The 15,889-nt window shown below is 65.2% G+C and carries 10 protein-coding genes; 1 reads left to right on the plus strand and 9 read right to left on the minus strand.

Annotated elements, in window-relative coordinates:
• Positions 1 to 22 precede the first annotated feature (22 nt).
• The 9 genes from murJ to IH615_RS02970 form a co-directional block, all read right to left on the minus strand.
• On the minus strand, positions 23 to 1,585 hold the full coding sequence (gene murJ, locus IH615_RS02930) for a murein biosynthesis integral membrane protein MurJ (protein WP_291359658.1): 1,563 nt from the start codon (positions 1,583 to 1,585) through the stop codon (positions 23 to 25).
• A gap of 156 nt (positions 1,586 to 1,741) precedes the next feature.
• On the minus strand, positions 1,742 to 4,537 hold the full coding sequence (locus IH615_RS02935) for a [protein-PII] uridylyltransferase (RefSeq protein ID WP_291359659.1): 2,796 nt from the start codon (positions 4,535 to 4,537) through the stop codon (positions 1,742 to 1,744).
• Positions 4,518 to 7,223, minus strand: coding sequence for a DNA mismatch repair protein MutS (gene mutS, locus IH615_RS02940; protein WP_291359661.1), 2,706 nt, complete (start codon positions 7,221 to 7,223; stop codon positions 4,518 to 4,520). The genes IH615_RS02935 and mutS overlap by 20 nt, the downstream gene beginning before the upstream one ends.
• A 265-nt stretch (positions 7,224 to 7,488) precedes the next feature.
• On the minus strand, positions 7,489 to 8,304 hold the full coding sequence (locus IH615_RS02945; RefSeq protein ID WP_291359663.1) for a DUF2189 domain-containing protein: 816 nt from the start codon (positions 8,302 to 8,304) through the stop codon (positions 7,489 to 7,491).
• A 276-nt stretch (positions 8,305 to 8,580) separates the two neighbouring features.
• Positions 8,581 to 10,191, minus strand: a complete 1,611-nt coding sequence (locus IH615_RS02950; protein ID WP_291359665.1) for a glycoside hydrolase family 43 protein — start codon at positions 10,189 to 10,191, stop codon at positions 8,581 to 8,583.
• Between the two features lie 9 nt (positions 10,192 to 10,200).
• The gene (locus tag IH615_RS02955; protein ID WP_291359666.1) at positions 10,201 to 10,650 is read right to left on the minus strand and encodes a GNAT family N-acetyltransferase; all 450 of its coding nucleotides are present in this window, start codon (positions 10,648 to 10,650) and stop codon (positions 10,201 to 10,203) included.
• 130 nt (positions 10,651 to 10,780) lie between these two features.
• On the minus strand, positions 10,781 to 12,088 hold the full coding sequence (gene xylA / locus IH615_RS02960; protein WP_291359667.1) for a xylose isomerase: 1,308 nt from the start codon (positions 12,086 to 12,088) through the stop codon (positions 10,781 to 10,783).
• Positions 12,085 to 13,548 carry a xylulokinase gene (gene xylB / locus IH615_RS02965; protein WP_291359668.1) on the minus strand — a complete coding sequence of 488 codons (1,464 nt, stop codon included), beginning with the start codon at positions 13,546 to 13,548 and terminating at the stop codon, positions 12,085 to 12,087. The genes xylA and xylB overlap by 4 nt, the downstream gene beginning before the upstream one ends.
• Positions 13,549 to 13,640: 92 nt before the next feature.
• A complete protein-coding gene (locus IH615_RS02970; RefSeq protein ID WP_291359670.1) occupies positions 13,641 to 14,684 on the minus strand; it encodes a LacI family DNA-binding transcriptional regulator in 1,044 nt (347 codons plus the stop codon).
• Between the two features lie 116 nt (positions 14,685 to 14,800).
• Here IH615_RS02970 and IH615_RS02975 point away from each other — a divergent pair, with 116 nt between their 5' ends.
• Positions 14,801 to 15,811: an aldose epimerase family protein gene (locus IH615_RS02975; protein ID WP_291359672.1), complete on the plus strand. Its 1,011-nt coding sequence runs from the start codon at positions 14,801 to 14,803 to the stop codon at positions 15,809 to 15,811.
• Positions 15,812 to 15,889: the final 78 nt, after the last annotated feature.

Consider the following 15,889-nt stretch of genomic DNA (forward strand, 5'->3'; position numbering starts at 1 on the left):
ATACAAACTCGGTGGGGATGCTTCAGCCCCGGCGCCGCAGCCGGCGCAGCAGCAGGCCCAAAGGCTGGGCGCCGCTGACATGCACCAGGGTGAAGTAAACCACCATGCCGAAGCCGACCAGCACGGCGAGCAGGCCTGCCTGCTGCCAGAGCGGGGCGCCGGCGGCGAAATAGGGGGCGCCGCGCTGGGCGAGGAGGTATAGGGCGCCGCCCATGACGGCGCTGACCAGGATGATTAGTCCATGCTTGCCCCATTCGGCAGGGCTCATGCGGAAGTGGCCGCGCCGGGCCAGGAACAGCGCCAGCAGGGCCGCATTGAGCCAGGCCGAGGCGGAGGTGGCAATGGCGATGCCGACATGGACGAGGCTGGGAAACAGCAGCAGCGACAGGCCGATATTGGCGACGACGGAAATGCCGGCAAAGATGGTGGGGGTGACCGTGTCCTCGCGGGCGAAATAGCCCGGCTGCAGCACGCGGATCAGCACATAGGCGGGCAGGCCCGTGGCGAAGGCGATGAGGGCCTGGGCGGTCTGCGTGGTGGCCAGCGCGTCGAAGGCGCCGCGCTCGAACAGCACCCGGACGATGGGTTCGGCCAGGGCGATCAGCGCCATTGCGGCCGGCATGGAGAGCAGCATGGCGGCCAGCAGCGACTGGTCCTGGGTGGCGCGGGCCTCGTTGTCGCGGCCGCCCTTGAGATGCCTCGACAGCTCGGGCAGCAGCACCGTGCCGATGGCGATGCCGATAATGCCGAGCGGCAGCTGGTAGAGCCGGTCGGCATAGTTGAGGATGGCAATGGCATTGTCGGCACCCGAGGCGATGATGGTGCCCACGAAGATGTTGATCTGGGTAATGCCGCCGGTGAGGATGGCCGGAATTGCCAGCATCCAGAAGCGGCGCACCTCGGGGTCGATCCGGGGCAGGCGGAATTCGGGGACGAAGTCGGCGCGGCGGATGGCCGACCAGACCAGCCAGAGCTGGGCGAGACCGCCCGTCATGGTGGCAACGCTTACCCAGATGGCCGAGCCAGCGGGATCCTGGACCCAGAAGGTCACCAGCGGGATCATGGCGGCAATATTGACCAGGTTGAGAATGACCGGCGCGAAGGCGGCGGCGAAGAAGCGGCCCAGGGAATTCAGAATCGCGCCATAGGCCGCCATCAGCGACATGCAGGCGAGATAGGGGAACATGATGCGCGTCAGCAGCACTGTGAGCTCGAACTTCTCCTTGTCGTCGACAAAGCCGGGGACGAAGGCGAGCATGAGCTGTGGCATGAAGATTTCGGCGAGGATGGTGACCACGACCAGCGCGGCCAGCAGCCAGGCAATGATGCGCGACGCCAGATCCAGCGCCGCATCGGGCCCGGAGCGTTCGAGGGCTCCCGAGAACATGGGCACGAAGGCGGTGTTGAAGGCGCCCTCGGCGAAGAGGCGCCGGAACAGATTGGGGAAGCGGAAGGCCGCAAAGAAGGCGTCGGCCGCCGGCCCGGTGCCGAGCACGGCCGCCATCAGCGCATCGCGGACGAAGCCGGCGATACGGCTGACGAGAGTCAGGCCGCCGACGGAGAGGAAATTACGGTAGAGGCTCATGGGTGGGTTTGTGGGTGTGGCCCCACCCCCTCCTGGCCTCCCCCATCAAGGGGGAGGTGTTCGCTCCATTCATTGGCTACTATCGCGCCAAAACCACAAGATGGTACCTCCCCCCTGATGGGGGAGGCCAGGAGGGGGTGGGGCCACAGGCCCGATTTATCCATTGGCCACCTTGGCCTCGCCACGCGGATGGAACACGGCCATCAAGGCGTCGTGAATTTTGCGCTGGCGCGGCTTGGACATGATCTTCTGGCCGGTCAGATCGGTGACGTAGAAGACGTCGACGGCCTTTTCGCCATAGGTGCCGATATGAGCCGAGCCGATGGTGAGGTTGAGATCGGAAATCTGGTGGGTCAGCGAATGCAGCAGGCCCATGCGGTCGAGGCCGCTGACCTCGATGACCGTGAATTTCTCGCTGAGCGCATTGGAGACCGTGACCTGCGCGGGCAGGGCAAAGGGCTTGAGACGCTTGTTGTGGCGGCTTTCCTTGCCCAGGTCGATCAGGATGGTGCGCTTGCCCTGCAGCAACTGCTTGACCGTATCGATGATGCGCGTGGCGCGGACCTTCTCATCCTCGTCGGAGGTAAAGCTGCGGCGCAGCCGGAAGGTGTCGAGTGCATGGCCGTCGCGCGTGGAAAAGATCTGCGCGCCGATGATGGAGGCATCCTGCATGGTGCAGGCGCCAGCAATCAGCGACAGCAGGCGCGGATGGTCGGGGGTATAGAAAGAAACCTCGGTAATACCCTCGAAGGCCTTGATGCGGATGGAGCCGGCAAAGGGCTCGCCGGCCATGTCGGCCTGGCGGATCATGCGGGCATGTTCGAGCTGCAGCTCGGGTTCGGCGCGCAGCCAGTAGTGGTCGTAGTGCCTGTTGACATAGGCTTCCACATCGCCCGGCGGCCAAGCCTCGAGCGACTGAGCCAGCTGTTGGCGTGCCTGGTTGATGCGATCCGATTGGGTGACCTGGCTATGGCCGCCCGACAAGAGCGGTTCGGTGGCGTAATAGAGGGCCCGCAGCAGGCTGCCCTTCCAGCCGGTCCAGACGCCTGGGCCGACGGCGCGGATGTCGCAGGCGGTCAGGATCATCAGCAAGGCCAGGCGCTGGGGCGATTGCACCACGTCGGCGAAGGCCCGCGCGGTTTCCGGGTCCTGAATGTCGCGGGCCTGGGCAATCTCGCTCATCAGCAGGTGATATTCGATGAGCCAGGCAACGGTGTCGGTCTCGGCCGGCGAGAGGCCAAAGCGCGGGCAAAGCTTGCGGGCGATGCGGGCGCCGGCAATGGAATGATCTTCCGGCCTGCCCTTGGCGATGTCGTGCAGGAACAGCGCAACATAGAGCAGGCGCGTGTCGTTGAGCTGGGGCAGCAGCTCATGGGTCAGCGGCAGCTGGTCGCGGAGGCCGCCATTGGCGATGTCGGCCATGACGCCGACCGAGCGGATCAGGTGCTCGTCCACCGTATAGTGGTGGTACATGTTGAACTGCATCAGCGCGACGATCTTGCCGAAATCGGGCACGAACTTGCCGAGCACGCCGCTCTCGTTCATCTGGCGCAGGATGCGCTCGACCGATTGCGGCGCCGTCAGGATGGTCAGGAAGTGCTCGTTGGCCCTGGGGTCGTTCCGCAGCTTGTTGTCGATCAGCCGCAGTGAGCGGGCGATATGCTTGATGGCATCGGGATGGAACAGCAGCTGTTCGCGGCCGGCCACCAGGAACATGCGGATCAGGTTGACCGGATCCTTTTCGAAGACGTCTGATCGGGCAATGTTGAGCCGGCCGGTATCGAGCACGAAATCGGTCTCGCCCTTGATCTTGCTCTTGCCGGAGCGAAAGGGCGCCAGCACGCGGCCGACCAGGTCCATGTCCTTGGCGTGGTTGAACTCGAGGCTGGCGCAGATGATGCGCGTCAGGTCGCCCACATCCTTGGCGACCAGGAAATAGCGCTTCATGAAGCGTTCGACCCCCAGCATGCCGATGCGCTGGGCATAGCCCATGCGCTCGGCCAGCTCGGGCTGCATGTCGAAGGTCAGCTTTTCCTCGGCGCGGCCGGTGACGAAGTGGAGGTGGCAGCGCACCGCCCAGAGAAAATCCTCGGCGCGGTAGAAGAGCCGGTATTCGGCGGCCGAAAGCACGCCCTTGCCGACCAGCTCGTGCGAGGTCTTGACCTGGTAGAAGTATTTGCCGATCCAGAACAGGGTGTTGAGGTCGCGCAGCCCCCCCTTGCCGTCCTTGATGTTGGGCTCGACCACATAGCGGGTATTGCCCATGAGCTTGTGGCGCTCGTCGCGCTCGGCCATTTTGGCAGCGATGAATTCGGGGCCGGTGCGGGGCATGATCTCGGTCTCGAAGCGCGAGACGAGATTGTCGAACAGGCTGCGGTCGCCGGTGACGAAGCGGGCTTCGAGCGTGGCGGTGCGCACCGTCATGTCGGCACGGGCCATGCGCAGGCATTCATCGACCGAGCGGACGGCGTGGCCGACCTTCTGGCCGAGATCCCACAGCATGTAGAGGATGTATTCGGTGACCTGCTCGCCCCAGGGCGTCTGCTTGTAGGGCAGGATGAACAGCAGGTCGATGTCGGACCCGGGCGCCAGGGTGCCGCGACCGTAGCCGCCGACGGCCGACAGGGCGATGGCCTCGGCCCCAGAGGGATTGTCGACCGGATAAACGCGGCGGGTGGCGAACATGTGCACCGCGGCGATGATCTCGTCCTGCGCGGCGCTCAGGTTCTGGGCGCAGCGGGTGCCCTTGCCCGAGGCGATGAGCTCGGCCTCGGCCTGCTTGCGGGCCTCGGCGAGGGTCTTGCGGATATGCGCCAGGACGGCGGTGCGGGCCGTGGAGGATTTGGGCGCTTCATCGCCGATTACCGCATCGAGCTCACCGAAAATGGTCTCGGCGGACTTGAGGGTGAATAGCGGTTTTCGCGGCCTTGCCTCAGCTTCGGCGAGCATCATCGCGGATTTTCTTCAACTCGTAGAGCACTTCGATCGCCTGCTTGGGGGTCATCTCGTCGGGTCGGACGGCGTCGAGCGCAATATGTACGGGGTCTTTCTCAACAGGGCGTGAAGCCGGCTGATGCGCGAAAAGTGGCAGATCGTCTAGCACGCTGGCCTTCTGGCTGGAAGAGGCAGTACCGGCCGAGCGCTGCTCGAGCACGGTCAAAACCTGGCGAGCCCGCGCCAGGACCGGCTCGGGCAGCCCGGCCAGGCGCGCCACCTGGATGCCATAGGAGCGATCGGCCGCGCCTGGCCCCACCTCGTGGAGAAACACCACCTCGCCCTCCCATTCGCGCACCTTCATGGTGACATTGCTGACCCGGGTCAGCGTCTTGGCGAGGCTGGTGAGCTCGTGGAAATGGGTGGCGAACAGCGCCCGGCAGCCGGTGGTTTCATGCAAGGCCTCCACGGCCGCCCAGGCGATGGAGAGGCCGTCAAAGGTCGCCGTGCCCCGGCCAATCTCGTCGAGCACGACGAGGCTGCGCCTCGTGGCGCGGTTGAGAATGGCTGCGGTCTCGACCATTTCGACCATGAAGGTCGAGCGGCCGTGCGCGATGTCGTCGCTGGCGCCGACGCGCGAGAAGACGCGGTCGATGACCCCGATATGCGCCGACGTCGCCGGCACGAAGCTGCCCATCTGCGCCAGGATGGCAATGAGCGCGTTCTGGCGCAGGAAGGTGGATTTGCCGCCCATATTGGGACCGGTGACCAGCCAGAGCCGACCGCCGCCAATGGCGTCATCACCACTGAGATCGGCATCATTGGCTACAAAGCTCTGGCCCTCCGACATCACCATGTCCTCGACGACAGGATGGCGCCCGCCGGAAATGGCGAAGGCGAGCGAATTGTCGATCTCCGGCCTGGTATAGCGGCGCGTCGCGGCCAGGTGGGCCAGGGCGCTGGTGACATCGAGTTCGGCCAGGGCGTCGGCGAGGTCGCGCAGCGCCTCGGTGCGACTGAGCACATCGTAACGCAGGCTCGCAAAGACCTTGAGCTCGTTCTCCAGCGCCGCCTCATGCGCGCGGGCGATGCGGCCCTCGAGATCGGCCAGTTCCGTGGTGGTGAAGCGCATGGCATTGGCCAGCGTCTGGCGGTGGATAAAGGTCTGGCGATGCGGTTCTTCGAGGAGCCTGGTGCCGTGCGCGGCGGGGACCTCGACGAAATAGCCCAGCACGCCATTGTGCCGAATCTTGAGGGAGCGGAGGTCGGTTTCCTCGATCAGCCGCGCCTGGAGGGCGGCAACCACGGCGCGGGTTTCGCTGGCCAGCGCCCGCTCGTCATCGAGCGTCCGATCATAGCCCTTGCGCACGAAGCCGCCGTCGCGGGCGAACAGCGGCAGCTCGTCATCGAGCGCCAGAGCCAGTTCGGAGGCCAGGGGCAGCGGCGCGGCGGCGAGGGTCCGTGCCAGCCGCGCGAGAATGGCAGGGGCTTCGTCGAGACCGTCGAAATGCCGGGCCAGCGCTACAGCCGCGCTGACCGCCTTGCCGATGGCGGCCAGATCGCGGGGACCGCCGCGATCGAGCGCCAGGCGCGTCAGGGCGCGGGCAAGGTCGGGCACGGCCTTGAGATCGCCACGGAGCCGGCCTGATAGCAGCGTGTCATTGGCCAGCAGGCTCACCGCATCGAGCCGTTCGTTGATGGCGGCAGCATCAGCCAGGGGCGCGGCGAGGCGCGCCGAGAGCAGGCGCGAGCCGGGCGCAGTGACGGTCAAATCGATCACGTGCCGCAATGAGCCGCTGGTCTGGCCGCGCTGGGTCTGGTGCAGTTCAAGGCTGGCGCGGGTGGCCTGGTCGATGGCCATGTGGCGGCTGACATTGTCGGCAACCGGGGCACGCAGCGCCACCCCGACGCCCTTCTGCGACTCGCGCACATAGGCAAAGACCGCGCCCAAGGCGGCCCGGGCGGCGCGGGACAGGGCGGTCGGGTCGAACACGCTGCCCGGCAGCGCAGCTCGCAGGCTGGCTGTGGCTGCCTCGCTGTCAAAACTCTCGGCGGGGGCGATCTGGGTGATGCCGGCCCAGGCGGGGGCAAACAGGTGCCGCTCGAGCAGGGTGGCCCGCGTCGCCTCGGTCAGCAGCAGCTCGGCCGGATCGATGCGCGCCAACTCGTCCTGCAACTGCTCGGCAGCAAGATCGGCGGTGAAGGTTTCCCCGGTCGAGACATCGGCCCAGGCCAGGGCGAAATCGGTCTCGCCATGGCGCACCATGGCCAGGGCGGCGAGGAAATTGGAGGCGCGGGCATCGAGGTGGTCATCCTCGGTCAGCGTGCCTGAGGTGATGAGACGGACCACTTCGCGCCTGACCACCGATTTGGCGCCGCGCTTCTTGGCCTCCTTGGGATCCTCTACCTGCTCGCAGATGGCGACGCGGTGGCCCAGCCGGATCAGCTTGTTGAGGTAGTCGTTGGCGGCATGGATGGGCACGCCGCACATGCCGATATCCTGGCCCAGATGCTTGCCGCGCTTGGTCAGCACGATGCCCAGAGCCGCGCTGGCGATCTCGGCATCCTCGAAGAACAGCTCGTAGAAATCGCCCATGCGATAGAAGAGCAGGTAGCCCGGATTGACCGCCTTGATCTCGAAATACTGCGCCATCATCGGCGTCAGTGCCGGGCTCTGCGCGGGTTCGATCGGCGTAATGTCCATCAGGCTAAGGGGTCTCGGCGGGAAAGCCGAGACCTTAGGGGGTTCGCGCCGGAAATCCAACCTTGGAGCCGCGTTACCCCCACGTTCGCGGCAATGGCTTGGAGGCCGCGGCTACCCCCTCATCCGCCCTTCGGGCACCTTCTCCCGCAAAGGGGAGAAGGCGGACCACACGACGTCTTCAGTCGGTTACCTTCTCCCCTTGCGGGAGAAGGTGGCGCGCAGCGCCGGATGAGGGGGGGTGCTGGGATCTGGATTGCGGTCCCCCTCACTTCCCCCGGATCATCGACGCTGGTTCCACCACCTTGCGGTAGAGGTGCCAGGTGGCGTGGCCGAAGATGGGGATGACGACCGCCAGGCCGACAAAGAGTGGCAGCGAGCCCAGGAACAAGCCGGCGCCAACAATGATGCCCCAGACCAGCATGGGCACCGGATTAGCCATCACCACGCGGAACGAGGTTTCGATGGCCACGAAGGCGCCGACATCGCGATCAAGCAGCAGCGGAAAGGCGACGACGGTGGTGCAGAGCGTCACCATCGCGAACAGGGCGCCCAGCATGGTGCCCGCGATCAGCAGGGTCATGCCGCCAGGTTCGCCGAATACCTGGGCGATGAGAGCGTCGAGCGTCTGGGGCGGGGAGGAGCCAAAGAGGCTCTCATAGAGCCCCTGCGCCGCCGTGAGCCACAGGGTGAACAGCGCCAGCAGCATGACGCCCAAGGCCGCAATCGAGCCAATGGCGGGGGAGCGCAGCACCTCGAAGGCATGCGACCAGGAGGTATCGAGCCCCTGTTCGCGGCGGCGGGAGATTTCGTAGAGCCCGATGGCGGCAAAGGGCCCGACCAGAGCGAAGCCGCCCACCAGCGGGTAGAGCAAGGGCCAGGTGTGATAGCCGTTCATCCATACCGTCAGCACGATGCCCACGATGGGATAGATCAGCACCAGCATGACGTAATGGCTGGGTTTTTCCCAGAAATCGGCAGCGCCCTGGCGCAGGGCGTCGAACAGGTCCGAGATGTGGATGGTGCGGATGACCGGCAGGTCGAGCTTGGAACCGGCGCCCGCGATGACGTGGAAATTGGACATGGCCTTGGGTCTCCGTTTCAGGAGGTCCCGAAATTCGAGCCAGCGCTGCCCCAGGCGTTCGGCGCGAAATTCGCAACCGCAACGCCGGTAGTTTAGCTCTAGTGCGACCGATTGTCGCTATGGATCGGAAGATTGTGAAAGGGGTGTCCAGGTGGCGCCATTGCTACCGCGCGTCACCCTCGGGCTTGACCCGAGGGCTCTGCACTTACCTGGTACTCGGCAAGTAAAGTCTCCTCGGGTCAAGCCCGAGGATGACGATCGCGATGTTGGACCGGCTCAAATCTCGTACCGATCCGTTTCATGCTTCACCGGCCGATAGGTGAAATAGTCGAAATCGGCCGGCAGGGCGGTGCCGTTGAGGTCGCTGGCGGCCACACCGACAAAGGCGCCGGTGAAGCTGCCATGGGCCTGGTGGCCGCCGCATTCGTCCGACAGGATCGAGGCATCGAGCACCGGGCCGATCGGCTGCAAAGCCTGGCCTTCGAGCGCATAGAAGAACTGCAGGCTGGGTCCGCGAATCTCCAACGCCAGCTTGACCTTGCCCTGGTTGGGAATGGTCACCGGGGCTGCCGGGAACTTCAGGTTACCATCGGGCCAGCTGACTTCCGAGCTCATCAGCAGCAGCTCGCGCTGGCCATCGGCATGGGCGGTGACGGTTAAGTAGAAGAAATTATAGCGGCTGTAATAGGCGGTGAGGCCGGCAAACTGGCGTTCGTCCGTGGGCGAGAAATCGATGACGGTTTCCGCATCGTAGGAAAAATGCGTCTGCCGGCGGGCCACCAGAGCCTGTTCGAACCAGGAGCCGATGGATTCGCGGCCCAGGAGGCGCAGCTTGCCGCTCTCGGTGGAGAAAATCCGCTCGGTCTCGGGCGTGCGCAGCCATTGGAAATCAATCGGCAAGCCCGCCTCGAACGTATAGCGCTGCGCGGCCCAGTATCTTCCTTCGTCGCGCGTGCCGGGCACCTCGACGTGGAGCGATGGTACCGGGCCGTTCTTGACATAGAGCCAATCGTCTTCGCCCCAGTACGCCTCCTGGATCGAGGTCTCGCGGCCCAGAACACAGCGGCGTTCCTGCGTGGTCGGGCGGCCGCCAAGATGGACGAGGTAGGTCTTGCCCTCAGGCGTTTCGACCAGGTCGCCATGGCCGGCGCGCTGGATGGCGGCGAAGGGCGCGTCCTTGGAGGAGAGGATGTGCTTGTCGGGATGGGTCTCGTATTGCCCGTCAATGGTGCGCGAACGGGCGAAGGTGCAGGCATGGTCATAGGCCGTGCCGCCCTCGGCGGTCAGCAGGTAATACCAGCCATTGCGCTTATAGAGATGGGGCCCCTCGACCAGCTTGAGATCGGTGCCCTGGTAGATATTGGTGCGCGGGCCGACCAGCTTGCCGGCGACGGGGTCGAATTGCTGCAGCGCGATGCCGGCGAACAGCAGCGGGCGGCGCCGGTGGTCCCACATCATGTTGACGAACCACTTCTTTCCGTCGTCGTCATGGAACAGGCTCGGGTCGAAGCCCGACGAGTTCACATAGATCGGGTCCGACCATGGGCCTTCGATCGTGTCGGCCCAGACGATGTAGTTATGCGCGTCCTTGAACGAGCCGTCCTTGCGCTTGACGTCGGTATAGACCAGCCAGAATTTCTCGCCGTCATGGCTGAGGCAGGGCGCCCAGACGCCGCAGCTATCAGGGTCGCCGCGCATGTCGAGCTGGCTCTTGCGGGTCAGCGGTCGCGTCACCAGCTCCCAGTTGGCGAGGTCCCTGCTGTGGTGGATCTGCACGCCGGGGAACCACTCGAAGGTGGAGGTGGCGATGTAGTAGTCGTCGCCGACGCGCAGGATGGATGGGTCGGGATTGAAGCCGGGCAGGATGGGGTTGGTGATCTGGGGCATGGCAAAATCCTAAGGGGTCAGCGTCATGCGGTATTGCAGGAAACCGGACTCGCTGGCCAAACGGTCATAAAGTTGCATGGCAGTGTTGTTAGTGCGGTGGGTGGTCCAATAGACCCGCGAGCAGCCCCGCGCCGTCGCGTCGGCGGCGACATGCTCGATCAGCGCGCGGCCATGGCCCTGGCCCCGGCCATCGGGGGCGACGAACAGGTCCTGCAGGTAGCAGTTGTCGGCGATGGACCAGTTGGTGCGGTGATAGATCCAGTGCACCAGGCCCACCGAGGTCCCGTCCTGGAGCGCCAAGGCGCCCCAGGTGGGTTCTGATGGATCGAGCAGGCGCGACCACGTCGAGGCATAGACCGCCTCGGGCAGCACGGTTTCGTAGAAGGCCAGGTAGGCCCGCCACAGGTCCGCCCATGCGGTGCGGTCACCGGCTTCGAGGGGCCTGACGGTATGTGGCATAAGCGGTTCCTGACGAAGCAGCCGCACTCGCCGCGTCACCCTCGGCTTGACCCGAGGGCTCTGAATTTGCGGTGCGGTCGTTCAAGTGAAGTGCCCTCGGGTCAAGCCCGAGGGTGACGATCCGCGAAGATCACACGAAGCGGTTGATCAGGTTTTCGAGATATTCCTGCTGGCCGGACTTGGGCTGCGGGTTGATATTCTCAGCTTCCACCCAGGCGGCAATCTCTTCGAGCGTACGTTCGCCCTTGAGCATGGCCTGGGCGCCCTTCTGCTGCCAGCCGGCATAGCGGGCGTCGACGACCTTGTCATAGGTGCCGTCCTCGATGATGGCGGCCGCTGCCTTGAGCGAGCGGGCGAGCACGTCGAGGCCGCCGATATGGCCATGCAGCAGGTCGGCCGGATCGATGGACTGGCGGCGCACCTTGGCGTCGAAGTTCCAGCCGCCGGAGCCCAGGCCGCCGGCCTTGAGGATCTGGTAGAAGGCGAGCGTGGTTTCCGGCACGTTGTTGGGGAACTGGTCGGTATCCCAGCCGGACTGCAGGTCGTTTCTGTTAGCGTCGACGGAACCCAGAATGCCCAGCGATGCGGCCAGGGCCAGTTCATGCTCGAAGGAGTGGTTGGCGAGGAAGGCGTGGCCGACCTCGATATTGCACTTCACCTTGGTTTCGAGGCCATACTTCTTGAGGAAGCCATAGACCGTGGCGACGTCGAAGTCATACTGGTGCTTGCTCGGCTCCTGCGGCTTGGGCTCGATCAGGATCTGGCCCTTGTAGCCGATCTTCTCGGCATGCTCGACGACCAGGTGCAGGAAGCGGCCCATCTGGTCCTGTTCCTGGCCGATCTTGGTGTTGAGCAGGGTTTCGTAGCCCTCGCGGCCGCCCCACAGCACATAGTTGGCGCCGCCCAGTTCGTGGGTCAGCTCCAGCACGTTCTTCACCTGGCCGGCGGCATAGGCGAAGACTTCCGGATCCGGATTGGTTGCGGCGCCAGCCATGTAGCGGCGGTTGGAGAACAGGTTTGCCGTGCCCCAGAGCAGCTTGGTGCGGCTGGTTTCCATCTTGCGGGCGAAGATTTCGCCGATCTCGCGCACATTGCGGTTGGATTCCTTGAGCGTCGCGCCTTCGGGGGCGATATCGGCGTCATGGAAGCAGAAGAAGGGCATGTCGAGCAGGTCGAACAGCTCGAAAGCCACGTCGGCCTTGAGCTTGGCGCCTTCCATGCCCTTGTCATACCAGGGGCGATCGAAGGTACGGCCGCCAAACGGGTCGCCGCCTTCCCAGGCGAAGGTGTGCCAATAGGCGACGCCGGGGCGGATATGGTCTTCCATCCGCTTGCCGAGGACGATTTCGTCCTTGTTGTAGTGGCGGTAGGCCAGCGGGTTGGTGCTGTCGGCACCCTCATACTTGACCGGCGAAATGCCCTTGAAAAAATCAGTCACTGATGTGCCTCCTCGATGGCGGGGTAGAGCGCGCGATAACGCGCATATTGGTCGGAATAGGCGGCCGACAGGCTTCTGTCGGGCGCGATGACGGTTCTTATTGGCGGCATGGTCATGACAGTTGCGGGGCTCGCGCCCTCGGCGGCACAGAGGCCAAGCCGGGCGGCGCCCAGCGCACCGCCGAAATCGCCGTCTTCGGGGAGGGCGATTTCCATGTCGAGATTGGTGGCGATCATTTTCAGCCAGAGGGCGGATTTGGACCCACCGCCGACGGCCAGCAGCCGGTCGATTTTGGTGCCGGCATCGGCCAGCACGCGCTGGCTGTCGCGGAAGGCGAAGGTCACGCCTTCCATCACCGCCTGGGCCAGCTTGGCCGTGTCGGTGGAATGGCTGAGGCCGACGAAGGAACCACGCGCGCCGGCATTGTTGTGCGGGGTGCGCTCGCCCGAGAGGTAGGGCAGGAAGATTTCCTCGCCCGGCCCGGTGAACTGCGCCTCGGCGGCGCCCGACAGCTCGGCCTGCTTCTGGCCGGTGATCTTGCTCAGCCAGTTGAGCGAGTCGGTCGCCGATAGGATCACGCCCATCTGGTGCCAGGTATCGGGGATAGCATGGCAGAAGGCATGCACGGCGCCCTCGGTATTGGGGCTGAAGCGCTCGTTGGAGACGAACAGCACGCCCGACGTGCCCAGCGAGACAAAACCTTCGCCCGGACGGATGGCGCCGATGCCGCAGGCCGAGGCGGCATTGTCACCGGCACCGCCGGCCACCACCACATTGGCATCCATGCCCCAGCGCTGCGCCAGGTCGCGCTTCAGTGACCCCGATGGCGCCGAGCCTTCGACCAGGCGCGGCATGTGGCTGCGATCGAGGCCGGTGACGGCAAGCAGTTCGTCGGACCAGTCGCGCCTGGCGACATCGAGCCAGAGCGTGCCGGCCGCATCGGACATGTCTTCCACATATTCGCCTGTCAGCAGCAGCCGCACATAGGCCTTGGGCAGCAGGACCTTGGCGATCTGGTCGAAGACCTGTGGCTCGTGCTTGCGCACCCAGGCGATCTTGGGCGCGGTGAAGCCGGGCATGGCGATATTGCCGGCCAGCTGCCGCAGAGTGGGGAGCGCGGCTTCCATTTCCTTGCATTCGGCGGCCGAGCGGCCGTCATTCCAGAGAATGGCCGGGCGCAGCACTTCGTCATTCTTGCCCAGCAGGGTCGCGCCATGCATGTGGCCGGACAGGCCGATGCCGCGCACGGAAGCCAGCTCGGACGGGTGGGATGCCCTCAGCTTGTCGACCGCTGCGAGCGTCGCATTCCACCAGTCGGCCGGGTTCTGCTCGGACCAGCCCGGATGCGGCCGCACGGGCTCGACGGAGGCGGCAGAGGCGTCGCCCAGGGCCCTGCCATGCTCGTCGATCAGCAGCGCCTTGACGCCCGATGTGCCGATATCAATGCCCAGATAGGTCATGAGGCACGTACCTCATGAACGGATAGCAACAACATCTGAACGTCCTCCCAGCCCATTTTTCGGGCCCGCCGGTGTGATGATTGGCCGGTTTCTTAGCGCAGATTGTCGCGCAGGAAAATACCGATTTCAATGGGGTCGGTTGCAGCAGTGCCACTGCCTCCCAGCGCCAGGCTGCGCGCGGCGGCGATGGCCTCGCGGATTTCACCATCCGGATTCTGATCGAGAACCACGTCGATGGCGCCCGATCTGAGGCCCCGACGGGTGGAGTCGGTCAGCTCATGGACAATGACGCGGATGGCACCAAAGCGATGCGAGGCCTCAAGCGCGGCAACCAGGCCGGCATTGCCGGCGCCCAGGTTGTAGAGCCCTGCCAGTTCGCCATGCCGCGCGAGCAGGTCGGCGACGATGGCCTCGGTTTCGCTGCGCTCGTCGTGGCCTTCGATGGGACCGATCAGCTCTACATCAGGGAAATCGGCCGCCAGGGTTGCGCGGAAGCCGGCCAGCCGGTCGGAATGATCGCGCAGATGGAGCGAGCCGGCGATGACGGCCACCTTGCCACCCTGGGGCAGGAAGCGCCCCATCAGCGAGGCGGCGGTGCGGCCGGCGGCGACGTTGTCGATGCCGATGAAATGCCGGCGCAGCGTGCCTGGCAGGTCCGAGACCAGCGTCATGATGGCGATGCCGCGCCGCGTGGCGCCGTCGACGGCTGTCTGCACCGAGGGTTCCTGGCTGGCGACGATGATGGCGCAATCGCAGTGCCTGATATCGAGCGCGTCCAGGCTCCGGGCCAGCGCATCGGCATCGAGGGCACGAATGCGGCGAGTTTCGATATGCATGCGGTCGGCCAGAGCCGGATCGCGACGGCGATCGATGGCGTCGGCGAGGCTGGCCATGAACTCGTTGGAGCCGTCCGGGATGATGAAGGTGAGCTTGAGATCACGGGCCCGCGCCAGCAGGGACGCGCCCAGATCGCGCTGGAAACCGATCTCGGCAATGGCCGCTTCGACCCGTTCGGCCGTGGCGGCGCGCACGCCTGGACGGCCATTGAGCACGCGGTCCACCGTGGCCAGCGAAACGCCGGCGGCGCGCGCCACATCATGGACCGTAGCCCGGCGTCTCAGACCGATTTCGTTCACGCTGGCTCCCCACGCATTTGCCATGAGCTTTGGCAGGCGCCACCGAAAGGTCAAGTGCATCGTTGCAGGCAGGCGACGAAGCAGGCTACACGTTCCCGCAAAATACGGGGGCGGCCATGGCTATTGCGGTATCGACATTCGGATCCTTCAAAGACAAGCGGGTCGACCAGTTTCGCCTCGTCAGCGACACGGGCGTCACGGTCGATCTGATCTCCTATGGCGTCGTGGTGCGCGACTGGCGCGTGCCGGTGGCCGGTGGCGAACGCTCGGTGGTGCTGGGCTTTGACAATTTCGACGCCTATCCCCAGCACAGCCCGCATTTCGGCTCGCTGGCCGGGCGTGTCGCCAACCGAGTCAAGGGCGCGTCCTTTGCGCTCAATGGCAAGACCTACAAGCTGGCTGCCAATGTCGGCGACCTGCAGTTGCATGGCGGCGACGAAGGCCTGGGGCGGCAGGTCTGGGACGGGCAGGTTGACGAGGCCAACAATACCGTCCGCTTCACCCATTTCAGCCCGGACGGGGCCATGGGCTATCCCGGCAATGTCAATTTCTCGGCCACCTATACGCTGAGGGGCAACCGGCTGCGGCTCGAGCTGGCCGCCACGACCGATCAGGCCACGCCGATCAGCCTGGTGCAGCACCAGTATTTCAACCTCGGCACGAGTGACGACGTGCTCGACCACACCATCCAGGTCAATTCGAGCGCTTATACCGAGCTGGGCGCCGATCTCGCGCCGACCGGCGCCATCCTGCCCTCACGCGGCACGATCTATGACCTCAGGCAGCCGCGCACCATGCGCGACGCCGCCGGCCAGCCGGTGGATTATGATATCGGCATGGTGCTCGATACCGGGCGCAGCACGAGCGAGCCGATCGCCACCGTGGTGTCGCCGGGCAAGGAGCTGACGCTGCGGCTCTGGAGCGACCGGCCGGGCGTGCAGGTCTATAATGGGGTCTGGACCGACATTCCGGTACCGGGCCTCAATGGCAAGACCTACAAGAAGCATGCCGGCTTCTGCCTTGAAGACCAGGCCCTGGCCGACGCGGTCAACAACCCGCATTTCCCCAGCGTGATCTATTCGCCCGACCGGCCCTATCGCCACTGGTGCGAATTCGAGATCGCGTAGGGCAGCCCACAACGACGGGACCCGCCCTCCCCCTTGTGGGGAGGGAAGCGAGATAGGACTTGGCGTGAGCTAAGTCCG

The sequence above is a fragment of the Devosia sp. genome, from assembly GCF_014860165.1.
GTDB lineage: Bacteria > Pseudomonadota > Alphaproteobacteria > Rhizobiales > Devosiaceae > Devosia.